Source organism: Glaciimonas sp. PAMC28666 (genome assembly GCF_016917355.1).
Classification (GTDB): domain Bacteria; phylum Pseudomonadota; class Gammaproteobacteria; order Burkholderiales; family Burkholderiaceae_D; genus Glaciimonas.
On record NZ_CP070304.1, the window covers coordinates 142873 to 168130 of the forward strand.

Annotated in this window: 23 protein-coding genes; 7 read left to right on the top strand and 16 right to left on the bottom strand. The window is 47.9% G+C overall.

Annotated elements, in window-relative coordinates:
- Nucleotides 1-295 precede the first annotated feature (295 nt).
- Nucleotides 296-1999, top strand: a complete 1704-nt coding sequence (locus tag JQN73_RS00565; RefSeq protein ID WP_205321178.1) for a GspE/PulE family protein — start codon at nt 296-298, stop codon at nt 1997-1999.
- A 2-nt stretch (nt 2000-2001) separates the two neighbouring features.
- Nucleotides 2002-3237 (top strand): type II secretion system F family protein, encoded by a 1236-nt coding sequence (locus JQN73_RS00570; protein ID WP_205321179.1) that lies wholly within the window; start codon nt 2002-2004, stop codon nt 3235-3237.
- Between the two features lie 106 nt (nt 3238-3343).
- Here the strand turns inward: JQN73_RS00570 and JQN73_RS00575 are convergent, their stop codons facing one another.
- The 9 genes from JQN73_RS00575 to JQN73_RS00615 all read right to left on the bottom strand — a co-directional run bounded on the left by JQN73_RS00575 (nt 3344) and on the right by JQN73_RS00615 (nt 11037).
- Nucleotides 3344-5611, bottom strand: a complete 2268-nt coding sequence (locus JQN73_RS00575; RefSeq protein ID WP_240162376.1) for a hybrid sensor histidine kinase/response regulator — start codon at nt 5609-5611, stop codon at nt 3344-3346.
- A 115-nt stretch (nt 5612-5726) separates the two neighbouring features.
- Entirely contained in the window at nt 5727-6098 is a 372-nt protein-coding gene (locus JQN73_RS00580; protein WP_205321180.1) for an Hpt domain-containing protein, read from the bottom strand.
- 278 nt (nt 6099-6376) lie between these two features.
- Nucleotides 6377-6985, bottom strand: coding sequence for a response regulator (locus JQN73_RS00585; RefSeq protein ID WP_205321181.1), 609 nt, complete (start codon nt 6983-6985; stop codon nt 6377-6379).
- 335 nt (nt 6986-7320) lie between these two features.
- The gene (locus tag JQN73_RS00590) at nt 7321-7614 is read right to left on the bottom strand and encodes a hypothetical protein (protein WP_205321182.1); all 294 of its coding nucleotides are present in this window, start codon (nt 7612-7614) and stop codon (nt 7321-7323) included.
- A 55-nt stretch (nt 7615-7669) separates the two neighbouring features.
- Nucleotides 7670-8851: an EAL domain-containing protein gene (locus JQN73_RS00595; protein WP_205321183.1), complete on the bottom strand. Its 1182-nt coding sequence runs from the start codon at nt 8849-8851 to the stop codon at nt 7670-7672.
- Between the two features lie 123 nt (nt 8852-8974).
- Nucleotides 8975-9427, bottom strand: coding sequence for an Hpt domain-containing protein (locus tag JQN73_RS00600; RefSeq protein ID WP_240162508.1), 453 nt, complete (start codon nt 9425-9427; stop codon nt 8975-8977).
- A gap of 2 nt (nt 9428-9429) precedes the next feature.
- Nucleotides 9430-10242, bottom strand: a complete 813-nt coding sequence (locus JQN73_RS00605; protein WP_205321185.1) for a response regulator — start codon at nt 10240-10242, stop codon at nt 9430-9432.
- On the bottom strand, nt 10232-10645 hold the full coding sequence (locus tag JQN73_RS00610; protein WP_205321186.1) for an Hpt domain-containing protein: 414 nt from the start codon (nt 10643-10645) through the stop codon (nt 10232-10234). Before JQN73_RS00610 ends, JQN73_RS00605 begins: the two co-directional genes overlap by 11 nt.
- Nucleotides 10642-11037 (bottom strand): response regulator, encoded by a 396-nt coding sequence (locus JQN73_RS00615; RefSeq protein ID WP_255542198.1) that lies wholly within the window; start codon nt 11035-11037, stop codon nt 10642-10644. Before JQN73_RS00615 ends, JQN73_RS00610 begins: the two co-directional genes overlap by 4 nt.
- Before the next feature lie 460 nt (nt 11038-11497).
- Here JQN73_RS00615 and JQN73_RS00620 point away from each other — a divergent pair, with 460 nt between their 5' ends.
- From JQN73_RS00620 to JQN73_RS00640, 5 genes are all read left to right on the top strand, one after another.
- Complete coding sequence (locus tag JQN73_RS00620) at nt 11498-11875, top strand: PleD family two-component system response regulator (protein WP_205321188.1); 378 nt, start codon at nt 11498-11500, stop codon at nt 11873-11875.
- Between the two features lie 367 nt (nt 11876-12242).
- A complete protein-coding gene (locus JQN73_RS00625; protein WP_205321189.1) occupies nt 12243-12974 on the top strand; it encodes a response regulator transcription factor in 732 nt (243 codons plus the stop codon).
- A 527-nt stretch (nt 12975-13501) separates the two neighbouring features.
- Nucleotides 13502-14866: an undecaprenyl-phosphate glucose phosphotransferase gene (locus JQN73_RS00630; RefSeq protein ID WP_205321190.1), complete on the top strand. Its 1365-nt coding sequence runs from the start codon at nt 13502-13504 to the stop codon at nt 14864-14866.
- Between the two features lie 334 nt (nt 14867-15200).
- Nucleotides 15201-16094, top strand: coding sequence for a UTP--glucose-1-phosphate uridylyltransferase GalU (gene galU / locus JQN73_RS00635; protein ID WP_205321191.1), 894 nt, complete (start codon nt 15201-15203; stop codon nt 16092-16094).
- 385 nt (nt 16095-16479) lie between these two features.
- The gene (locus tag JQN73_RS00640) at nt 16480-17169 is read left to right on the top strand and encodes a phosphatase PAP2 family protein (RefSeq protein WP_205321192.1); all 690 of its coding nucleotides are present in this window, start codon (nt 16480-16482) and stop codon (nt 17167-17169) included.
- A gap of 51 nt (nt 17170-17220) precedes the next feature.
- Here the strand turns inward: JQN73_RS00640 and JQN73_RS00645 are convergent, their stop codons facing one another.
- From JQN73_RS00645 to JQN73_RS00675, 7 genes are all read right to left on the bottom strand, one after another.
- Nucleotides 17221-18405: a DUF1972 domain-containing protein gene (locus tag JQN73_RS00645; protein WP_240162377.1), complete on the bottom strand. Its 1185-nt coding sequence runs from the start codon at nt 18403-18405 to the stop codon at nt 17221-17223.
- Entirely contained in the window at nt 18398-19459 is a 1062-nt protein-coding gene (locus tag JQN73_RS00650; RefSeq protein ID WP_205321194.1) for a glycoside hydrolase family 99-like domain-containing protein, read from the bottom strand. The genes JQN73_RS00645 and JQN73_RS00650 overlap by 8 nt, the downstream gene beginning before the upstream one ends.
- 32 nt (nt 19460-19491) lie before the next feature.
- Nucleotides 19492-20634, bottom strand: coding sequence for a glycosyltransferase family 1 protein (locus JQN73_RS00655; RefSeq protein ID WP_205321195.1), 1143 nt, complete (start codon nt 20632-20634; stop codon nt 19492-19494).
- Nucleotides 20631-21626, bottom strand: coding sequence for a glycosyltransferase family 2 protein (locus tag JQN73_RS00660; RefSeq protein WP_205321196.1), 996 nt, complete (start codon nt 21624-21626; stop codon nt 20631-20633). The genes JQN73_RS00655 and JQN73_RS00660 overlap by 4 nt, the downstream gene beginning before the upstream one ends.
- Nucleotide 21627: 1 nt before the next feature.
- Nucleotides 21628-22689: a glycosyltransferase gene (locus JQN73_RS00665; RefSeq protein WP_205321197.1), complete on the bottom strand. Its 1062-nt coding sequence runs from the start codon at nt 22687-22689 to the stop codon at nt 21628-21630.
- A 182-nt stretch (nt 22690-22871) separates the two neighbouring features.
- Nucleotides 22872-23912 (bottom strand): glycosyltransferase family 2 protein, encoded by a 1041-nt coding sequence (locus tag JQN73_RS00670; RefSeq protein ID WP_205321198.1) that lies wholly within the window; start codon nt 23910-23912, stop codon nt 22872-22874.
- Nucleotides 23909-25258: an O-antigen ligase gene (locus JQN73_RS00675; protein ID WP_205321199.1), complete on the bottom strand. Its 1350-nt coding sequence runs from the start codon at nt 25256-25258 to the stop codon at nt 23909-23911. Before JQN73_RS00675 ends, JQN73_RS00670 begins: the two co-directional genes overlap by 4 nt.

Consider the following 25258-nt stretch of genomic DNA (forward strand, 5'->3'; position numbering starts at 1 on the left):
GATTGCGTATGAATTGACTATGAATTGACTATGAATTGACTATGAATTGACTGTGAATTGACTATGAAATCGAGTATGCAAGCAAGCTGCATATTTCGATCGTCAGCATCTCTGACCATTCGAACGGATATTTACCGCATAAGCGGGTAAGCTAAATAGATATCGCTTTGAATGATTAACCCGTGTTCGGAATATTTTATCAAATAATGGAAAAGTACCGGTGTTTGATGGCAAGATAAACATTATATAAATCGCACTGCACACCGTGCAACGTAAGCAGTTTCAAGGGATATTCATGGCCAGACCAGAAAAAATTCGCTTGGGCGAAATTTTACTTCAACAAAAACTGCTGTCGCAAGAACAATTGCAATTAGCATTAGCCGAACAACAACGCACCGGACGGAAATTGGGGCGTATTTTTGTTGAAAACGGTTTTGCGACGGAAGACGCTATTTCTGGCGCCCTGGCCCGGCAGCTTAATATTCCGTACATCAATCTCAAGCAATATCAGATCAAACCAAACACGGTGCGTCTTCTTCCTGAAATTCAGGCACGGCGTTTCCGCGCCATTGCGATGGACGAACAGGACGATGGGCTGTTGATTGGGATGGCAGATCCTACCGATCTATTCGCTTACGACGAAATCACCCGGCTCTTGAAACGCGACATCACTTTAGCCGTGGTCAATGAAAGCGAGCTTCTCCAGACGATCGATCGACTCTATCGACGCACCACTCAGATCACCGGTTTAGCGCGGGAACTAGAACAAGAACTCGGTGATACCGCTATCGATTTCGGCACAATGGCAACCGGGGCAGGTTTGGAGGACGCTCCAGTTGTCAAGTTGTTGCAATCCTTGTTCGATGACGCAACCCAGGTCGGGGCCTCGGATATCCATATCGAACCGCAGGAAAAACGACTTCATATCCGATTCCGCATCGACGGCGTTTTGCATCTGCAAACGGAGGCCGATATCAAAATCGCGCCATCGCTGGCGCTCCGCCTGAAGCTGATGGCAGATCTGGACATCTCTGAAAAACGCCTTCCGCAAGATGGACGCTTCGCGATCAAGGTCAAGCAACAGCAGGTGGACGTGCGGATTTCCACGATGCCGACCCAGCACGGAGAGTCCGTCGTCATGCGACTGCTGAACCAGAGCGGTGGCATCCTCAACCTGGATGCGATCGGCATGCCGAAAGAAATGCTGAAGCGATTTCGGGCCATCGTCCAACGCCCCAACGGGCTAGTATTGGTGACGGGCCCGACCGGTAGCGGCAAAACCACGACATTGTATGGTGCGTTGTCTGAGCTCAATACGCGAGAGAGAAAACTTATTACGGTCGAAGACCCGGTTGAATACAGGCTTCCCGGCATCAATCAGGTTCAGGTCAACGACAAAATCGAATTAAGTTTTTCCAGAGTCCTGCGCTCTGCTTTACGTCAAGATCCGGATGTGGTCCTGGTGGGCGAAATGCGTGATCAGGAAACTGCCCAGATCGGCATGCGCGCCGCCATGACAGGACATCTGGTATTATCCACCCTGCACACCAACGACGCCATTAGCACGCCAATACGCTTGCTCGACATGGGCGTGCCCGGCTATATGGTTGCCAGTTCGCTGCAGGCAGTTGTCGCCCAACGCCTGGTGCGTCTGATCTGCGAAAGCTGTTCGCAAGATTACGCCCTGCAAGTGAACGAAATCGAGTGGTTGAAGAGTGAGCTTAAAGAGACTGTGAATATGCACCAATACGCCCATGGTCGCGGCTGCTCGCATTGTAATGGTACTGGTTTTCGTGGTCGGGTGGGAGTCTATGAAATGCTGGAAATTACCAGAGAAGTCGCAGACGCGGCCAACGGCGACGATTCAGCAAAATTCATGAAAGTCGCAAGCGCACAATTAGCCGGTGAGACCCTGCGTCGGCACGCGGTGGCGCTGGTGCTGGAAAAGAGAACGACGGTCAGCGAAGCGATGCGCATTAGTACTCAGCTTGAGGATTAGGAATGCCTTTTTTCGCCTATAAAGCCCGTAACGCTCGCGGCGAGTTAGTTCAAGGTGTTCTGGAGGCGAGCGATAGTAATGGTATTGCCAGCCAGTTGTTTAACGCGGGCGTAACCCCGATTGACATTACGCCCACAAAGGAGGCTGCCGGCGTGATCGGCGCCGAAAACGAATGGTGGGCGCGCCTTAACGAAGAAAAAATACGCACGATCGATGTGCAATTATTTAGTCGCCAACTTTACACCCTGTTGAAAGCGGGCATTCCCATCATGCGCGGTTTGGCCGGGTTACAAGAATCTGCCACCAATAAATCATTTGCACGCGTGCTGAAAGATATTCGGGAGTCGCTTGATGCCGGACGTGAGCTCTCTGCCGCAATGCGTCGACATCCCCGCGTTTTCTCCAACTTTTATTTGAACATGGTTCGGGTCGGCGAAATGACCGGGCGTCTTGAAGAAGTTTTCCTGCGCTTGTTTGGACATCTCGAATTCGAACGCGAGATGGGTGAACGAGTACGAACCGCCATGCGCTACCCCTCCTTTGTGATCATGGCCATGCTGGTGGCGATGATCGTCATTAACATCTTTGTGATTCCCTCCTTCGCGACTGTGTACGCAGGTTTTAATGCAAAACTGCCTTTACCGACGCGGTTTTTAATGGCAACTTCGGCGTTTACCATCCATTATTGGCCCTTACTACTCTTGCTCGTGGGCGCCGGCTGGTTTGGATTCAAAACCTATCTGTCCACCGTTCAGGGACGATATAAATGGGATAAGCTTAAATTGCGCTTTCCGTTAGTGGGCCCAATTGTCTTGAAAAGCACGCTAGCGCGGTTTGCCCGTAGCTTTGCCTTATCCAGCAAGAGCGGCGTACCAATCGTGCTGGGGCTCACCGTCGTCGCCCAGACCGTCGATAATACTTATATCGCTAGTCGCATCGAGCAAATGCGCGATGGTGTCGAACGCGGTGAGAGTATTTTACGTACCGCTACCGTCACCGGCGTGTTCACGCCCGTGGTTCTCCAAATGATTGCGGTCGGCGAAGAAACTGGGGAACTTGACGATTTAATGGATGAAGTCGCTAAAATGTATGAGCAAGAGGTCGATTACCAGCTGAAGACATTATCTTCACAAATTGAACCGATATTGATCGTCGCGCTCGGAGTCGTCGTGTTAATACTAGCGCTAGGAATTTTTTTACCAATGTGGAATCTTGGTAACGTAGCGATGAAAAATTAGCGCCAGAAAACTGATGGAGCGTGCCCGGATTACCTCAGAGGAAAAAGGGCATCTCGGGCTCCGCTACCGTTGAAATGGATCGTCTGATTTCGCAGTGAGGTAAGCACTATTCGCGTTCAACGCTCACAACGACGATAGGTTTAAGCTCAATCCAGCGACCGACGGTGGCTAAGAATTCCTTAGCCGCACAAGGTTTGGTCAGATAGTCGTCCATCCCGGCATACAGGCAACGTTCGCGGTCACCCTTAATGGCGCTGGCGGTAAGCCCAATCACTGGCATCCTCGGGATACCGGTTGCGGCCTCTCTTTCCCGAAGCCGCCTGGTAGCCTCATAACCATCCATTACCGGCATCATGCAATCCATCAAGACCAGGTCGAAGTGACTCTGCTCGAGCGCATCGAGCGCTAATTGGCCATTTTCTACTTCTTCTACGATACATCCTCTTTTTGACAGCAGAATCCGTACAAGTTGCCGGTTTATCTCCGTATCTTCGATGACCAAAACCCGCGGTGCAGTGGGTGCCGGTGCTATTGGCGACTGCACCGGCTCCGCCGAGGTAACGGTGTCAATTAATGATAAATCGGCCGGCGCATGGTCTGAAATACGAGAGCGAATCCGAAACGTAAAACTCGAGCCCAAGCCTAAGCTGCTGACGCAGCTGATTTGGCCGTACATCAACTCGACCAGTCGCTTGCAAATGGCAAGGCCCAAACCTGTGCCGCCGTATTTTCGGCTCATCGTATTGTCGGCCTGACTAAACGGTTCGAACAAATTGGCCTGCGCTTCCTCACTGATCCCGATGCCGCTATCCAAAACCGAATACCTGAGATGGACCATATCCGGATTAGCCAAATCAGCGTGGGCGCTGAAATAAATGGTTATTTTCCCTGCAGGAGTGAATTTTATTGCATTGACGATGAGGTTACCGAGCACCTGCCGGATGCGTATAGGATCGCCGTCGACCCACTTTGGAGAAGATAAACTGATTGATGTATCGATCAACAGATTTTTTTGATCCGCAGTGGATTTATGCAGATTGATAACGTCGTAAATAAGCTGAACCGGGTCGAAAGAAATCATTTCGAACTCCATGTGACCCGCTTCAATCTTGGAAAAATCTAAAATCTCGTTGAGTATCCGCATCAGACCGCGGGCTCCGCTACGCACATTGCTGGCATAAGCATGTTGAACGCTATCAAGTTTAGTCTCCAGCATCAGCTCCGTCATCCCAATGATTCCATGCATCGGGGTACGGATCTCATGACTCATCGTCGCCAAAAATCGCGATTTGGACTCACTGGCAGAATCGGCTTGCGTCTTCAGTACGAACGCTTCTTTAGCGTCCTGCTCCCGTCGTTTCAGGATTATTGCCATCAGCAGAAACGCAACCGACAGCGCAAGCAAGCTTACTAATGCAATGCCGCCCAGCAGCTGCACGGTACCCCGCCAGCCGCTGAGAAACAAGTCCTCTGTGATGGTCACGTTAATAATTAGCGGAAAGCCTCTGACCAATCGAACAGCGGTCATGCGATAAACGCTCTTGAAATCTTCTGCTGCGCGTGGCGCCCGGGTCAGGACGACGTCATGAGTTTGCTCGCCCTCCATCACCTGAAAGGTCGGGCCGGCTAGAAATTGTTTCCCCAACAGACTTTCAGTGGCGGGCCAACGCGCCAGCAAACTGTAATCTCGCAGATACAACGAAACCGCAGATTGATTTCCGAGACTGACGTTTTTGTAAAAATCACCAAAAAAATCACATGAAAGGCCCAGCAAGACAATCCCTAAAAATTGTCCTTTGGCATTTTCGATGCGACGGCTAAAATAAAAGAGCCATTTACCGTCACTCCGGTTTTGTACCGGCTTACTGATGAATATCCCTTGGTCGGGGTGGTGCAGATGGTAGATAAAATAGTCGCGATCCGCCAAATTAGTCGCGGCTGCCGGAAAAGAGCGTGTGAAGTTGATCACCTCACCGTCAGCGCCCACAATAGTGGCGACACTGATCTGCGGCAACCCGCTGATTTTGTCGTGCAGCATTTGATAGGTCTGCGCATTTTTGAATGCCGTTATCAGGCTCGCCTGATCCTGAACATTGGCAGCGTCCACGTTCTCCACCAGACTATCAAGCACCAATGAAACGGACGTCATCGTTTGCGAAGTGTTCTCCGCCAATACCAGCGACAAATTCCCAAGTTCTGTGCGCCACGCTTCTATCGTTCGATCATGTAATATCTTGGTTGATATAACGATCAATAAAGCCAGCAATGTAATGACAACGATGCCGATAATAGCCGTTGCCCGTCTTGCGCTCAGGCGCCATCGTCCTCCGCCAAAACCCAGCGCTCGCTGATCTGTCGATCGTGTCATTTGCATCGGATGCGATTTCCAGAAACTTTAAAATAATGTGCGAACAAAACGGGATTTTATACAGCGGCCAGGGCTGATCAGTGGTTGGAGCTTATAGTACATCCGACCTACAGTGAGCGCATCAGGAATTGCCCCGAAAATGCACAATACTATCGCGGACATCCTGCATGACTAAAGAGAATAACCGCCAGAGCTCAGGAACGTGTTGTGCAAGCTGGCATTTCACTTCATTTGCCAGAGTATTTTCGAGTTCTTCCAGTTTTCGGGTCAACTCTACGGCACCGACTAATGACGTCGTGCCTTTGAACGAATGGATTTCATGCGATATTGCCTTGATTTGTTCGGCTAGAATTGCTGCGATTAAACGCTCAAACATTGGCGGCGCGATCGTGAGGAATGTGTGCGACAACGCACGGAACGAATCAAGATCTTCCCCTGTTGCGTTAAACAACACGCTTGGATCGATGTAAAGATATGGATTGTGCCGCGTCATCGTAGGTTTTGTACCAACTATTAATATAGAAGACTCTGATACCCCACTTTAACGCAGAACATTGAGAACCGTTTGCTTCTTGATCCTGCCTACAGAGCCGCCTTGCCACAAATCTTGCGCACATAACCGATACACCGGCCTGTGGTTTCCACGCTGCAAGTGTAAAAAAACTAATTCTTTACGCTGGATTGACAATGTCAGTATTGTCTAATGGCAACCAAAATGCAAAGTTCCTGACTTAATTTCGGCCGATTGAGGTTAGTAGCAAACGCTTCAATCTAATTGCCCACGTTACGGGCGACATTTTGTGCACAGCAAGCACGTAAGTAGCCGCGCAATTCGTCGTAGTTCATCGGTTTACTGAAAAAAACCACGCCCTCTGGAATACCGCCCCGCGCATTTAGCTCTGCATTGCTGAGACTCGAAAGAATCGCAATATTCATTGCTGCCAATTCCGGGTAGCGCAAGATGGTATTAATGACTTCATAGCCATCGATTCCGTCCATCACAATATCTGCCAGTAAAACTGCTGGCCGATGTGTCGCTATCTCGATCAGTGCCTGATAACCGTTTTCACAAAAGCGCAGATCAGCCTGCAGGTTCCAGGATGAAATCTGCTTTTCGTAGATACCGCGCTGAAGCGCATTATCCTCAATCACCAGGATCGATGTTTTCTTGCTGACCGGCAATTCGGCTGGGTATAGTTTCGTCGCCGTCGTCAGAGATGCTTTATAGGCCTGAACAGCGGCTAACGGAATACGACGATGTCCTCCGCCGGTCTTCCAGGCCTCAATTTCTCCGGATTCTACTAGTTGCTGAACAGACGTGACCGAAATTCCAAGAATCTGAGCGACCTTCTGTGTAGTGCATATTTCAGAATAGGGCATTTATTTTCTTTTATTCTTTAAAGTCTTATTTTAACCAAATTAAATAAATTTCCTAATAAATAAATCGTTTCTTATGAAGAACCTTCTTCCTCCATTTTTATCACCATTTTCCCCTCGCCAGCGAGAGCAAACATAACCGATGTTCCGCTTATTTTAAATTCAACGATAAACGCATGAATGCAATCGGTTGGGCAAAAAACGGAGAGGAAACACATTTAATATCAGGTGAACCTCGCCTGCCCTAATCCTCGATCAGGGGTAAGCAAATTACGAATACGTATCCAGCGCAAAATAACGAACGCTTCGAAGTAGTCGACATCACCTAACGGACATTCTTAGAGCGTCAAACCAAGTCCCACAACATAGTTCTCAGCAATTTCGTCAGTTCCCAACAGTTGTCGCATTTCTGAAAATGCAATTCCAAATGTTTCATGGATCCGTATCATCACATCGCCGCTAATCTTAATTTTTCCGTGACGGACTTTACTGATTAAAGGGGGAGCCAATTTTAGCAGACGACACAAAGCGGCGTCGTTTTTTAATGCTTTACGATGAAGTAATTCGTCGAGTAAGCGACTCTGGTCGTACCCTTGGTTATTCTCGCCGTTTTCTATGTTCTCTGATGTCATTTTATGCTCCCGTTGATGTGATATGTGTTAAAAAATTTGTTCATGAACCTGTATCTTACGAATCCAAAGGGTGGGGCTTTGATCGCCCCAGCCACCGAAGCAGGTCATCACCAGCCATCGGTTTGGCAAAGTAATATCCCTGCCCTGCGTCACACCCCAGCGACTGAATAAATGCCGCATCACTCTCAGACTCAATTCCCTCGGCGACGGTTGAGAGGTTGAGATTTTTTGCCAAATCGAATATCGAATTGAGTATCGCCATTGAGCGCGTAGTCCCTTCGGCACCAGTAACAAAAGAGCGATCTATTTTAATTTCCGAAAACGGCATCCGACTCAATTGCTGCAAAGAGGAATAACCGGTGCCAAAATCGTCCAGCGATAAGTTAAAACCGTGCATACGCAAACGTGTGACAGTTTCCAGTAATCCTTCGTAATCCGTGGCCAGCGCCGTTTCGGTTACCTCAATGGTGATCGATTCCGGCTCTACCAAATGTTCGTTCGCAATCGCCCTCCAGCGATTAGGGATAGCCACGTTTTGTAACGTCGAGCGGGACGCGTTAAGTGCGATACCCATTTGCGGCTCCACCTCACGCCATATTTTCATTGAATCAAGTGCTTTGCGAAGTAACTGTTCTGTCAGTTGATCGATCAGACCATGCAGTTCCATCAATGGCACGAATTCCGAGGGAGAAATATCACCCAGGTCCGGATGACGCCAGCGCGCCAGAATTTCAACGCCGAACGGTACCTTCGTAAACTGCACCTTTGGCTGAAAAAAAGGAACGAACTGTTCAAGCGCAAGCGCGGCGATCAGGTCATTTTTGGTCCATAACCTTAATCTCGATTCCTCTTCAACCATCGCCTGAACTTCTGGCATAGCTTCATCGGAAGACATAATTTTTCTTAGAAACGAAAAATCGATCGGCTTGGTGATCCTGCCAGCAATCCGGACGCCGTAATCCTTCGCGACCGCCTCCGCAGACCGCAGGAGGTCCTCTTTCATCGCTGAAGTAAGGATGACTGACCCGATACGCTGCGCGGGTGCAAAACGAAGAAATTCTATACCGTCCATTACGTCCATTCGCAAATCGCAAATCGTAAAATCAAATCCAATTTTATTTTGCGCAAGCAGGTCAAGTGCCTCACGACCGTCGGTAGCCTCAGCAATGTAACCAACACCCATTGCCGTCAAACCCATTAAAAGTGCTTTGCGCTGAAATTCGTTATCCTCAAGCACTAACACTCGATGGTTTGAAAAAAAATCTGACGGCTGTAGATTTCCATTTATATCTCTATTCATCGCTCAAGTCATTCACATGTGCTCTTCGTCAAAAATCTGCGTTATTTCGGTTACAGGGCCTTAGTTGGGAACAATTTGAAGCAGAGCTGCCGACTCTCCGATTTCGGACAACAAATTGTGTTCAACCTCCGCCATAACCTGAAAAAGCATCAGCTTCATTTCAACAAATTCGACGCTGCTGAACATGTGTGTTTTTTGACGTGCATCACGCTCAATTTCTTCCAACTTTTCACCCACACGTATCGCACCAACCACGAACATACAACTCGCCAGCGTATGAGCCTGATTTGCCGTATCTAATAAATTTTCAATTTCTATAGCTTCTTCTAAACGCTGAATGATCTCGGGACAAATCCGTAGAAACACCCGTGACAACGCACCAAATAATTCCTTGTTTTGCTCAACAGCTTCCATCAGAACAGCAGGATCAAAAAATTTCATGTCAGCCGACAAACATTCCTCAAGCCACCTAACATCTGCCTTCCGGGTTATCAACACTGCGGGGTTCAGCATTTTCAAAGGTTCTCGGCAAGGAGACACGCATTAATCTTCCGCAATAAAGTTGCCTGGTCAATCGGTTTGTGTAGCATGCCCGACGCGTTGTATTTATTGGTATCGTCAAATACCTCCGGCACGGTCATTCCCGTATGAACAATCACAGGTATCGTACTCAATAAATCGCAGTTCTTTATTTGCATCAAAACAGAAATACCATCAATGCTGGGCATGACAATATCGAGCAAAATAAGCGACGGCGTAAAGTTGCGTAATATGGACAAGGCTTGCACCCCGTCTCCCGCCGCCATTACCTGAAAGCCGTTTGCACGTAAAACACATTGCAGGAGTTCGCTATATACGTGATCGTCCTCGATAACAAGTATCAGTTTTTTGTCTGATAGCGGAAGCCGAATCCGGGAAATTTTTCTCTTGGAAAATATAGACAGTCTTCGCTCGAATGCCTGATCTACAGCCGACTTCAACTCAATCGCGCGTGATAAAGGTCGCCCCACAAGACAGGCATCAAAGGGACCATTTGCGTAAAATGCTACGGCCGGCATGAATTGATCGTCGTCGCAAAGTAATAATATCTGCGCTGAAATAGCTAAAAAAAGCTCACACTCACGGCCTAACCTAATAACAAAATGCTCTGCAGCGCAGGCACTTGAGAAAGATAAAATTAATACGTCAGGACGTTTTTCTGCAAAAACCTTAATCGCCTGAGGTAGATAAGACATAGACCAAACGGCAGATGCCTCCAACTCGACAGCCTCGTGCAAGGCGTTCGATTCGGCTTGAGTCTCTGCAACAATCAGAATTTTAGGACTCATTCGTACTCCATCGCGGAGCGACGAGCGGTAGCACGTCGTTGACGGCATTTTCCACATCAATGAAGGACCTATTCAGTTCCTGAATGAGAATTTTCCTAGGATCAATTTCTGACTCACATGTTAACGGTAATGCAGCCAATTTTTCTATTGCCCCGCATAAGGTGGCAAATTTGACAGCGCCGATCGCCAGCGCTGAAGTCTTCAACGTATGCACAAGCGCTGAGACTTCAGTCCATTGCTCCAAGAGAATCATGCTTCGCATATTCAACATACCTGTACGAAGAGCATCAAAAAAACGGCCAAGAAAATGCTTAAGAATATCGGCGTCATCACCGACAAACTCACGCAAGATATCAAGATCAATTGCGCGCTCGTCCATTTCGTTGTTGCGGGCTAAATTCATTCTTTATCTTCCCGAATCCATCGCGACAAAACTGTTTTGATCATTGCAATTTGCGTAGGCTTGCACAAGTAATCGTCCATTCCAGACGCGAAGCAAAGTGCTTTATCATTTTCCGCCGCACTTGCAGTAATTGCGATGATGGTGAGATGACGTCCGGTTATTTTTTCATCTTGCCTAATTCTCATGGTCATTTCATACCCATCCATTTTCGGCATCTGACAGTCGGCGAGGACAATCAGGCATTCATTTTTTGACAGCCAGTCGATTGCGTCCTCGCCATTAGATAGCACGATCACGTGGTCGAAACCAATATGCTTTAATTGAAAACTCAGCAGCTGTTTGTTCATTTCGTTATCTTCGACAACGACAATGGGGTGTCTTTTTTTTATCATTCCGCCCTATAAAATTTGGCACTCAGCCCATCCGTTCAATGAACCTTTGGCTAGCATGGAGGTAAATGGAACCGCAACGGGTTTGCCATTGCCCTGCATTCATTTCTGCATGGTAATTTCACCCAATAACTCCACCGGTTAGCTCATGATTGCCAGCCGCTCGTGGTCGAAATTTCTTTCGATAGCGCACCGTCATTATGTGAAATTTTGAATATAATAACTATCTGTATGCGAAACATTCATTTAAATAACAATTTTTCACAGTTTCCTGATTTTAACAAATTTATTAAATTTGTCAAATATGTTAAAATTAATTGAAGAAATTACCGCATTATTTACTTATTAAACAACAAATGACGCATCAACACCCCAAGTGGACGCGCTCGCATCTCGCTGAAGACGCAACACCGACATGAATATGGAGGCGTTAGACACATCGCGGTCTTGGACCGTCTTAATCGTGGAAGATAATCCTTTATTAGTCGGCCTATACAAAAACGCGTTGGCAGCTCTAACAGACGTCTGCTTCGTTATTGCGGTCAACGGACTTCAAGGATTGATACAAACCTGTGAAAATGGCCCTGACATCATCATCGCAGATCTGGATATGCCAGATCTGGACGGCTTTAAGATGGTGAATATATTGCACCTTGATCCAGTCTATCGCCATGTCCCGCTAATCATCATTTCAGGGCTAAAAGAAGCGGATATTCTTGCCCGGGGCGGGTTACCTGATGGCGCTTCGTTCATCCGGAAAAAAAATTTTTCACCACTTGAATTGCGGACTTTGGTAACGAACAGGATGGAAAAAAAGGGCAGCGAGTGCATATCAAACTAGGTATGCGACACGTGGATACTGTCTGATTTTAGCCCCACTCGGTCCCTGCGCGTTCGAATGACAACTTACTTTAATAGCCTAACCGATTAAAGTCGGCAATTTTAGCAACTGGTGTACGATCTGGAAGAGTGACTAAAAGCCAGAGCATTTCCCCTGCCATTAAAAAAAGGAGGCAGATTGGACCTTCAAGTTGTGCATATTTGATAATTAATTTGCTATTGGACGTGCGCAATTAATAAAGTTACATATTATTGCTTTATCATTATGCATTAAAAGTCATAAACGACGACTTCCTACATTTCCTGATATCTGGAAATGAAAGCCGCCACTTATGCCTTCACACAGCACAAAAAATGGATAGCTTCAAATGGACATGCCGACTCAAGACACCACTCTAAAGATGATCCGGATTGTTGTAGTGGAAGATGACAGTGCTTTCCGCGAAATCGTTGTACTTAGTCTTCTTAATCGTGGCTATCAAGCAACCGGAGTACACGATAGTGCGGCCTTATATCGAGAACTGATAGAGCGCCCCGCAGACATCGTGGTGCTGGACGTCGAGTTGTCGGGCGATAACGGCTTTACGATAGCGAATCAACTTCGCGCCATGCAGCGAACGCGTCTTTTGGGGATCATTATGCTGACCTCCCATAGCGACTTGCAGACGCGCGTGGAAGGGCTCGAGAGTGGGGCCGATATGTTTCTCACGAAGCCCGCAAATCCGAGAGAGATCACAGCCACCATCGATAGCCTATATCGCAGACTGAACCTTAACGCAGAAGCGCAAGGTAGCAGACCGTGGCGTTTTGTAAGAAACGAGTGGAAACTCATCGCACCTTCTGGCGCTGAAATAATGCTAACCCATCTTGAGACGCTATTGGTCGATATCCTGGTCGAAGGTCGCGGGCGCCCGGTCAGCAGGAGGATTATTATTTCAACCGCGCTGCAGCAAGATCCCCTAGCTTATGATGAGCGTAGATTAGAGGCTGTAATAAGTCGATTAAGAAGAAAAATTGCGAAGACCTACGGGTCGTCACAACCCATTAAAGTTGCTCACTCGGTAGGTTATATATTTGCTGATCCAATTGAACGCGAGTAAGTAAGGGGCAATAACATTCACGCCCTTAAGATCCACGGCATTACACCCTCCCCAATAAATTGCGTTAAGTGATATGTATTCTCGAAGGAATACGCCATCACTTAACTTCAATCATCTCTCCTAAGCTTTGCTTTTGTCATTTCAACATCACCGCACTTCATCGGACAGGGGGCTATTCCCAACCGATTAGACTCTTCCCCCGGGAGTATTTTGTTAAAAAAGTGGAACTTACAGCCAAAAAACCGGCATCTTCGCCTAAAAATGTCAGTAAATGTAAGTATTCGTAGAATTGCTGACGCCTCGTTCGCCTCACTATTATAAAAAGCAAAAAACTAAGTGAAATTTAAATATTATCCAATTGGCAACAAAAAAAGCTTCGGCAATATTCTTTTGGCAAAAATATGAAGCGGTCAATACGAGAGAATTACAACAGTTGCTGCAAATAAGAGAGCGTCTGTCGATACCAGGGAAAATGAATTCACATGCCACGCTTAAACGGTCTCATTTTCAAGTTCCCATCTAATTTTATGCTTTTAAGGCGCCTGGCTGATGTGATTCTTTTGGCTGCGGCCGCACCGCTCGCCAGTTACTGGCGCTTCGGGATCGATCTAAATTCCATCGCCCCAATCCATACCATTTTGCTTTGCCTATGCTGCACTCTCGTATTGTTAGGATTCACCCAATCCGAGACAACGGGTGCCTGGGGCGAGCGGCTTGCCGCGGATATTTTTGTGCGATTAATTACATCGTGGGCTTTCGTTCTGTTACTCGGTTTATTTTTTTGTTTTCTAATCCACGGCGTTGGTCGGCTGTCACGCCTATGGCTTTTTTATTGGTATTTGACCGGCATTTCATTCTTATCTCTTTACAGACTAGCCACTTATTTCGTCTTCGTTCTTGTACAACGACGCGGTTTTAATATTAAACGCGTCATGATCGTAGGCTACGATCAAACCGGTCAGGAAATGCATAAACGCGCGCTGCAGCAATATGGCTACGACGTAGTTGCTGTGTACGCTGACGAACAAGATGCTGTTAATCTCAAGAGCGCATACCCCACGCGGATCAAAACCTTTAATGCGATAAATGCGTACTCACAGGAAAACAACATTCATGAAATTTGGATTACGTTGCCCATCAGTGCTTCGGCGCAGTTAATGGACCTTCAATACCTGCTCCGTAATTCGCTGGTGAATGTTCGCTGGGCACCCGATTTGCTGGGACTGCAAATGATCAACTATAAAATGGTCGATTTTTTGGGCCTCGCGACAGTAGATTTAAATCGCCCTGTTTCCCGCGGTTCACGAGGAATCATTAAGCATCTGTTCGACAAAGTATTTTCTGCGATAGTGCTAACCACATTACTCCCAATGTTTGCTCTGATTGCCATAGGAATTAAATGCTCCTCACCCGGCCCCATATTTTTTACCCAAGCGAGACTAGGTCTGAACGGTAAAAAATTTATGGTGTACAAATTCCGGTCGATGGCGATGCATCAAGAACGTAGTGGACTTTCACAGGCCACACAAAACGATGTACGCATCACGCCTTTCGGACAATTTCTCAGACGCACCAGCCTGGATGAGCTTCCGCAATTTGTTAATGTATTGCTTGGTGATATGTCGGTCGTCGGACCACGACCGCACGCTCTTCAGCACAATGCCAAATACGAAGAAATTTTAGAGCTATATATGGCCCGTCATCGTGTAAGACCCGGCATCACCGGTTGGGCACAAATCCACGGTCTGCGAGGAGAAACCGATACCGTCGATAAAATGGAAAAACGGGTACAGTTTGATATGCACTACATACAGAACTGGTCGCTTCTGATGGATATGCGTATCGTGATCTGGACCGCATTCAATGGATGGTCAGGGGAAAATGCGTATTAATGATCCTTTCTCGGGGGGCGCTTCAAGAGATATTTTTAAAAATACAAAAATATTTAAGCAGAAGCCCGTCTTTTCTGGACTCAGTTTGTAACTTTAGTCGGCAAAAATAAGCGAAGTTTGCTCCGGTAGCTTGCCTTCGAACGGGACGATTGCTTTTCATGCCGCAGCATCCATATTTTTCCTGGATTTAATAACGCGGCCTTTGCCTGATGCCAATAATTCTGTGCCCGGCTTCGATACTCGGCTATGCCCTATGTAAGTAGGCGATAGAGAGATGCGGGTCTAAGTTGCAAACAGTAACGCTGAACCATTTGATCCACAACAAAATATAAACATGCACAAAACAATAAAAAAAGCCGTCTTCCCGGTTGCCGGATTAGGCACCCGTTTTCTTCCGGCGACCAAAGCCAGCCCCAAGGAAATGTTGCCAATTGTGGACAAACCATTAATCCAGTATGCCGTGGAGGAAGCTGCAGCGGCGGGCATTACGCAAATGATTTTTGTGACGGGACGGAACAAGCGTGCAATAGAAGACCATTTCGACAAAGCCTACGAACTTGAGGCGGAGCTTACTGCGAAAAACAAGCAGGTTTTACTCGACCTGCTGCGCGATATCAAGCCCAAAAATGTTCAATGTATTTACGTCCGTCAGGCCGAAGCGTTGGGGCTTGGACACGCGGTACTTTGCGCCGAACAATTAGTGCACAACCAACCGTTTGCCGTCATTTTGGCGGATGACCTGCTGGATGCTAAAGTAGCTGTTATGCGTCAAATGACTGAACTTTACGCGCAGTACGGTAGCAGCATTGTCGGTGTGGAAGCCATTACACCTGAGCAGAGCAGATCATACGGCGTAGTGTCCGGCACAAAGTTGGATGATGTTCTGCTCAAACTGAATGGTATCGTGGAGAAACCGGCACCAGAGGATGCCCCTTCCAATCTGGGAGTAGTCGGCCGCTACGTATTCAATCCTTCGATATTTCAATATTTGCGCGACCTGCAGCCCGGTTCCGGCGGCGAATTGCAACTGACGGACGGCATCGCGGCGATGCTTACTCAAGAGCAAGTGCTGGCTTACCAATTTGAGGGCATCCGTTATGACTGCGGCAGCAAGCAAGGCTATCTTCAAGCGACGGTCGAGTTTGCACTTAAACATCCAGAAGTGGGTAAAGAATTTCACCATTTCTTACAGAACCTTCAAATATTTAAGCCATCGACCTATGCATAAATAACCGTGTGGTTGCCAAGCAAGACCTGGTCGAAAATGGGCAAAAAAAGCGACATTAGAATTTAGATGATCGATGATCACATGTATCGTCTGTGGCAATCATTAGTTCCTTTAAGCTTTCGTCATTTAGACCGTAACTCTTGCCATCACCTTCAGGCAATCAACTCGTCAAGAAACTTGGCGCCGAAGGGTGGTCGGCGCGAGCATTTAACCCGACGCTAATGCTTAGTTGAAGACAATTGCTTACAAATAATTACCAAGGCAACTCTTTGGTCTTGCGTTAAGCCCGTATACTAGAACGCCGGGTGAATGAGATTAATCAAATCACCAACGCGGAACCCCATTTATTACTCTGATCGCGGTACTTTAAGGCCCGCCTGATTCTATGTTTCCATGGTTAGGTATTACCAAACTTGCCGACACAACAATGATGCTGCCATTAGCGGCGGCGTGTGCTGTCTGGATGGTTTGCGGAGGCGCCTGGCGCATGGCTTTCTGGTGGACCCTTTTATTTGGCTTGGGTCTGACTGTGGTCGCCGCAAGTAAAATTGCTTTTATAGGATGGGGTATCGGGATTCAATCCCTTGACTTCACTGGCTTCAGTGGACACGCAATGCGCACTACAGCCGTCATGCCTGTGCTGTTTTATCTGTTATCTCAAAAACTACCTCTCCGGACGCGGACGGCAGGCGTTATCCTCGGGATTGCGCTGGGCGTATTCATCGGTATTTCCAGGCTGGCTGTTCAGGTCCATTCGGTATCGGAAGTCATCAGTGGCTGTCTTTTGGGCGCCTTGGTCAGTATCGGTTTCATCTGGACCTCGAGAACACTCACTAAACCGGTGTTACGTCGTTGGCTAATCGCTTTAAGTCTGATAGTTTTGATTCCTGTACCGATGGCAAAACCAGCACCAACGGATCATTGGTTGCAAGTCATTTCCTTGTCCCTATCGGGACATAAAAAACCGTTTGAACGCGGATTTTCGGGGACGCATCATTGTTGCGAGATGGAAACGGTTCGTTATGTCATGCCATCACAACCTGTAAGTAAGACGGTGCATACTGCGACGCGGTAGAATTGTAGTGCAGCACAGCGGGGGTTTGGCCCCGCCCGCTACCGAAAGTGGCTATTGGTTCTTATTTTTCGGCAACAAACTGCCTTTCTCCGTTTTTTCTAAGGGCGCCTCCGCTGACGAATTCGCCATGGGAAGAAAGCGCTCGAGCAATCGTTCGTACTGCATCAAAACATCTGGCCACGTGAACAACTCATGAAAACGACTTAGTCCGTGCTGACGCAGGTCCGCCAAGGTTGACGGACTGACTAGCAGCTCGTCCATCACACGCGAAAAGTCCTCCGCTCCGTAGAAATAAACCGCCCCATTTCCAGCCACCCAACGATTGAAACGATTGTCGTGAGCTACGACTGGGTTGCCAGCGCCCATCGCCTCAACCAATGATGGATTTGTTCCCCCCACCTGATGACCATGCACGCAGACTGCACTATGAAAACGCAAAGCCTGAACTATCGCCTTATCATAAATTGCGCCGACGAATTTGACTTCGCCACTAGCAGCAGATAAGACCGACTGATGATAGGCGTTATTTTGTTCGAAATTGCCAAGCACCACCAATTGATATCCACGGGGTTTTAGCGAGAAACCCTGGACTATCTCTAAAATAGAATTCTCAGGCTCCGCCCTGGCAATCACTGTCAAAAAGCGCCCCGGCTCTAGCCCCAACGCATGAACAGGCTCAAGAGGCGCGGCAGTGACGCTATCGGCGCCATAAGGTATGGTGGTGATCTTGCTAGCTGCGACCCGCGATTGCAAATGGGCTTTAATTTGTGGGTGGTCTGCGACCAGATGGTTACCTAGCCAGCAACCAAGCCAATCGTTAAGCCAGAACCAGATTTTGGCACACCTGCCCCACTTTATTCTCGACCATTCGATGCCGTCCATATTAATAAGGTTCGGAATGCCCTTCAGCCGCAACAGCCCGCAAAATATCGCCGTATTATAACCAAGCGTCAGACACAAATCGCCAAACTTCGCAGCGTGAACCGTGGCTTTCCAGTCAAAAATGACGGTGCCTTTCGATCCAGTTTGTGACACAGGAATACGTATGCGCTCTACGCCTTCCCAAACATCTTCGAATAATGAGCCAGCGCCATCTTCCTGGCAATAAACAACGACGCGCCAACCTTGCGCCACCAGATGTAGCGCCAGGTGCTCGGCAAAAGTTTCAAAACCACCATGCGCAGCGGGTATCCCGCGCGTGCCAAGTATACGTAGGGTCCGAACCAGACTACTCACTTTTATTACTCCTAACGGTTCTGGTCTCACCAAAAACCTGCTGTATTTGCTCAAGATAACTAAAGCCCATTTTTTTTGTTGGCTCGATAAATGAACCCTCGCCATACTCATTCCAGCAGCAAATGACACCCATCCGATGCGTCAATGCGACATGCGCATCCATAAAATTTTTCGCCGCCTCAAGGTGACTTTTGAACTCTTGGGGTGTTGACATCGATTTGTCATGCTCCGCGTCGTCGCTCCCTCCCCAGGGGCGCTTATCCCAACCCGACGTCATCGGTACAATCAGAGGTAGGTTTCCTCTATCGGAAAATCGCTGCCAATGCTCTCGATAGCCGCGATCAAGTTCAATATAGCTATGCGACTGCGCAGGACGATCTGGCCCCTGGTGATAGTTATAGGCCGAAAATGCAGCATAACCAGATGTTTTTGCGTAGGAGCTGATCATTGGTACATTTGCGCCTGAGCCAGCGACAAAATAAATTCCTTCCAAGCCACCCTCGCGTGCAACTGCCTGCGCCCTGTCGAGCAATTCCTTCGATGTGCTACCAAAGGATTCAGCCTGTTTTTTTAGCTCGTCAGCAGAAAATATATACACCACCGGTTTACCATCAATCCGCATAAACTCAGGTCGAGGGAAGTAATACTTGACCCAATACCGCACCATCATTAGCCAATCGTCATAGCTCTTCGGCATGCCATCATGATTTGCCCACAATATAGAAAATTTTAAATTACCGCGGTTCGGGGCGCGCATAAATGCCGCCAATGCGTGCTCCAGATAGACGTGGTCACCGACCCCGAAATACCAATCAAAAACCACATAACTGATGCCATAATTATTCATCCAGTCAATTTGCCGGCCCATCACATTTGCGGCACCTTCGTCGTACCAGCCCAGAGCGGGTTCCTTATCCGGATAAGCTTTTAACCGGTCCCACGGAGAGTCTGCCGGAGCATGCGGTTGATGGTTCTTCCAGCCGGGAAAATAGAAAACACCAATTTGATAATCGTCGCTCGGAGCGGGAGCCGCCATCGCGCTAAGTCCCGTCATGCAAATTCCGAGAACCACTTTGGTCATTATTGCTAGCATGCGCATACTTCAGTACCTTCCAAATCTTTTATTGCTAATAAATAACGCTCTCGCACTTGATGTGCGGGCTGATCCCAATTGAATAACTGCGCCCGTTCGCGAGCGACCAAAGTAAGCCGCGCATGTTCAAGCGGATCGTTGAGAAGGCGCTGCATGGCTTGCGCCAATCCATCGATATCATCCGGTGCAACCAACAAACCGGCTTCACCGACGACCTCGGGGATCGCCGTTGTATTGCTGGCGATGACAGGTATTCCTGCAGCCATTGCTTCCAGCGGCGGCATGCCGAATCCTTCCGCAAAGGCAGGATACACAAACAGCCGCGCATGCCGATACAGAACGGGAAGTTCGGCGTCAGCAACATCTTCAAGAACGCGTACGCGGTCACCAAGACCCAGGCGCGCGATCGTCGAGAAGACGACGTCGAATCCGAAATCCCGGTGTCCAATCAGCACTAAATTCGGTACGTCTCCCTTTATCAGCGCATACGCTTCCAGTAAACTCCGATGGTTCTTACGCGGCTCAAGACGACCGACTGAAAGAATATAATTTCCTGAAACAAGGCCGCGCGCGAACAGCAATTGTCGGCCCTCAGTACCGGGCTTAAAGCGTGATAGGTCAACGCCATTTAGCACTACCGAAATGCGACTTTCAGAAACCCCGTATAACCGTACAATTTCAGAGCGCGAAAATTCGCTTACCGTAAACAGGTGCGCTGCATGCTTTGCAGCCAGGCGCATTAACACACGAGAGCGCAACACAAATATCCGCTCAAAATATTCAGGATGAGATTCGAACAAGACGTCGTGAATCGTCACCATTCCAAGACAACGTAAAGGCCATGGAAGAACGTACTGTGTATGGAGAATATCCAGTCTATATTGACGGGCCAGCCGTGGCAGTTGCCAGTAAAGTCGCTTCACCGGATTGGCGTGCGGCATCTTGATACACTGCACGTTAGCGCCAGAAAAGGCCGACGACCAATTCGCTAGCGTCTCCGGTTTATCCAAAAACAAATAAAAATCAATGTCTGGCGACTGTGCAATGACACGAGAAAATAATTCTAATACGTGCGTACGGGAACCCTGGAATTTGCCGTCAAGGACATGGAAATCGATCCCGACTCTAGTTTTCATGAAACAGATCCATCCCGAACATTCGCGTTAATCCATTGCGACGGATTAACCTGTTTTCGAAAAAGCCCCCGAATCATGCCAGCAGTATAGAACTGCAAGTGGATGAACCCCGTGCATGCCAACCCGAATGATTTTCTTTTGAACGCCAAACGCAGAAGCAGAACACCATGCGCAAATAATGTCACAGCCAGGAAAAGCGAAGAACGATAGACAAGCGCTAAGGACATTGCGAACGAGAGCCAGCCAATGAAGATTACCCAGAACTGCCTAAATTTCATTGCTACCGAAAAAAAATGTGGTGTTCGCCATACCGCTCGCATCCATTCACCAGGACCATCTATGTGCCGGGTTTCCCAGCGACGAAACAATAACTGCAAGGAATCTTCGGTTTTGCCATAATGTTTGATTGCCGGTTCCGCAATTCGCTCTAAAAAATATCCAGCCTGGGTTAGACGCTGCCCAAGTTCTTTTTCTTCATATGAGTGGAGGTTTCTGTTAGTCAGATAATTGATTTTCTTTATAGCTTCTACGCGATAAAGCCCACCCATATCCAGCGACTCCTGCCTCCCTGCGAACCGACCGTCTTGTTCTTCTTTTCTGACGTTGAATTCATAATTCCCCCCGCCTAATTCCTCGACCATCCCGCCAACTCCTGCAAGGCTGGGACTGTGCTCCAGGATATCAACAGCATACGTCAAAAAACTGCTTGTCAGTGCCATATCACCGTCCAGAAGGTAGACATAATCAACGTTCAGGAACTGATATCCCATCTGTGCACCAACACCACAGGACCTTTCGGATGTGTCCTCGAGCTGAACGATCTTTATCGGATAGCCGCTCGCAATAGCGATCGTTCCATCCGTGGAGCCGCTGTCCGCCAGAATGACCTGACCTGAATAGGATGATACTGCAGCGATTGCGGACTCGATCGCGCGTGCAATATGGCGCTCTTCGTTCAACGCTTTAATAATCACAGCCAGGCGGATACCCATATTATTTTCTTTGGCTCTCGATGTCTGCGATTCCGAGAGACTGCGCGGATTTGAAGCTCGAGATCACGACAGACATCATTTTTATGACTGTAGTAATGGCTTCTGGTCGATAACACTCGGGCAGTCGGCTTTTGCTCACCGCGTCAGAATAGTTGTTAAGCGCCTCTACAATAGCGGACGCGAAGTCGGACGCTGAGTCCGCCAACTGAAACAAAGCCTTATGCTCAACGGGCAGGCCTTTTACGCCTTGGGATGTTGAAATTACCGGCTTCCCTGTATCGAGAAACTCCAGCGCTTTCATATTTACACCACTACCGACAAGCACAGGGTTTACCATCACAAGAGCAGCATCATAGACGTCCGAAACTACCCTCACATTTGATACAAGTTCCACGTTAGTTGCGTTCGCACAAGCCTGCGTTATTTCATCAACCGGATTAGACCCTGCCACGCGCAGGGTAGCGCCCGCAGACTTCAATATCACCAACGGCCATACCGATTCAAGCAACCAACGCAGGCCCTGAACATTGTTGGGCATAAAAAGATTCCCCAAAAATGCAACGTCTCGCTTTTTTAACGGACTTAAGCTTAAAGGCAAAGGATCGCAAATAGGAGGGACCCAGACCACGTTATCGAAACCTTGAGATTTCCAATAGGTCATATCCTCAATCGAAATGTCGAAAACGAGCGAGGAGCGAGCAATGATCTGGCGCTCGAATGCTGCAATATTCCTGCAAGCTAGCCAATGGATAAGCTTCGACCTGAAACTTTTTGCCACCCGACTTTGCTGACGTAAGTAGGTATGCTCAACATTATGTGAGCGATAGAATAGTGGAATCTGGAGCCTGGCGGACAGCGCAAGCGCCAGTTTTCCACCAAACAGACCGTCCAAAAAAATTGCATTAACGTCTGCAATTCTGGCTGCTTCAACCAAGAGATCAAGTTTGATCGGATCAACATCTCTGGTCGCGACGTAAAGCGAATTGAACAATATCCGAGGCAGCCGTTTTAACCTTGAATGCCAGGCCCTTGATATATCGAGGAGCGTGAATTCTTCTACCATGCCGCATAGGTTTTCCGACAAAGCCGCTCGCTGACCTGCCAGATCGCTCTCCCCGCACCAAATAATCAATTGGGCAATTTTTACCCCTTGCTTATGAAACGCTTGCAGACGCCGTAACACATCAACACGACCACCATGGATTGGCGGAAATGGCGTTTCATTGCAAATGACAGCAAGCCGCATCACAAAGTCCCCTCGCCATCGAAACGGCGCTGAATCAATGCCCGAAAAATGATTTTTGCGGCCTCAAAGTCGCAGCGCTTCAAATACACGGCCGCTTCGAAACATATCGAACGCCATACGCTCCAGAAATGTTGCGGTGTGTGGCGATCGGCAAAACGCAGTCGATTGCGATACAGATATTGCAAGGACGTGGCGGAAGGACGTGACCGTTGGCTGGAACCGATAGAGGCGCCTTCCTTATGCAGGATGACACTTGTAGAAGCCCACGCAAGGTCAAATTTTCCCTTCGCACGCATAGCCCAGTCGATCTCCTCAAAATAGAGAAAATAATCCTCACACATCAAACCTACTTCGTTCAGAAATGCGCGCGACACCATCATCGAGGCACCCGCCACGTAGTCGAGCGACCGCTCAATCATTTGTGGGTCACGTGTGCCTGAGAGCGTTTCACCCAAGCCAATATGTGCACCCTTACCAGATTTAAAATCGAAGCGTGAACCACCGAGTGCCTGCACCACATCCGGTTGATCGAAATAGGCCAGCGTAGAGCCGCACATGCCTATCTGAGGATTACCCTGCATACGCGACAACAATCCGGAAAGCGAGGTCGCGTTGACGACCGTATCGTTATTCAATAGCCAGATGAAGTTATAATTTTGGGCAAGAGCATAGCGAATGCCGACGTTATTGCCACCGGCAAAACCTAAATTTCCACCGGTATTGATCAGCACCAATGATGGATCATCTGAAGCGCCACCCGCCTCGGCCTTTGCTCTGTCATACTCAACCCAGCGTATAGGCCGCTCGGCACGTGCGGTGACAAAAGTCGGGTGTATGGCGCTATCACTCAAATCGTCAGCCCAGCGATGAATATGTACCACCGAATCATTGGTGGAGGCATTGTCACAGACGATCACACGAGACCCTGAGGGCAAACCAGGAATGAGGCTGTCGAGGCAAGAGATTGTGTCCTGCCATCCGTTCCAATTCAGAATCACTACAGCTACCGGCACTGAAATCAATGGTTGCTCTGTATTCATAACGGATTGCTCAATGCAATTGAAGATTTTTTATTCTTCGTCGCCGAGGCCATCAATCCGAGGAAAATATAAAATAAGGGTAATAGCTCGGGCAATGCATGCACAAATAATAAAAACATACAAAAAATGACGCTTGAAATTGCCAGCATATGGTGAATGCTAATACCTTGTTTCAAAGAGAACTTATGCCATGCAGTTTTAGAGGCCACCACGAATAAAACCAATAGCAACATCGCGGCAAATATCCCGCTTTCCAATCCCACCAGTAGAAAATAATTATCAATAATATTTCCCATCCTCCCTACGCCGACCCCTTCCATAGCATGCGTAGGGCCGTAACCAATCAAAGGTGACGATAAAATCTTCGGAATGGCAGACCGTAATACTTCAAGTCGATAAAAGGAGCTGCTACTTTCTTCGCGTGTGGTTCCTTCTATCAAGCGTGTTATCCAACCACTAACGCTAAAAATAACAAGAAATCCCCAGCCAATCGCCTGCGTTAATAGCAGCATTTTCAACACGCCATTTTTACATCTGTACCACCATCTCGTTGCGCTGACCAAGGTGATGGCAATTGCTGAAACAATCAGGAGAACCAGACCAGAGCGCGTGACGGAAAGTATTGAACAGGTCACCAAACCAACTAGCGCAATGAGCCATACTATTTTTTTCCTGGAGGGCTGACTGAATAACCACCACGCAAGGGGAAGCATCACAGCTGCGTATTGGGCGAGGACGAGCGGATGCGAGAATGTGCCGTTTGCACGATAGCGCAAGTCACGGGTTTTATCGCCGAACGCTAAAGCGGTGTTGACATTCGAGACAACTGATTTAAATAAATTTACTTTTACGAACGATTCTGTCGCTGCGATCAGAGCAACGCCGATACTCGCGAGAACCAGGGCTTTTACAATCGATTTGATATCGTCGTCATCGCGAACCACAAAAATGACAGCAAACATCAATAAAAGATTGGTGAAAACTTCTTCTTTAACGTAGCCGTAAATCAAAACCATGGAAGCTTGATCCAGGGCAAATGATAATATTAGCAAAAGATGATAAAAAAAGAGTATTCCAAACAGTACCCAATGCTGCGAGATACGCTCTCCTACCCGACGTAATTCGATTCCCACATTTAGGAATCGATAAGCCAGCATTAAAAACAACAATGTTTTTATAAGACGCGGCGGCGCCACATTTGGTAGGCCAGATACTTTTAATTCGCCGTATCCGGGCCACAAAAAAATACAAAAAATTAAGAATAAAACCACCCAGCGCACCGCCCTTGGATTATCAAGACGCTGAGCCAATGGCATGGGCGGTTTAAATGTTGTTGTTGAACCCAT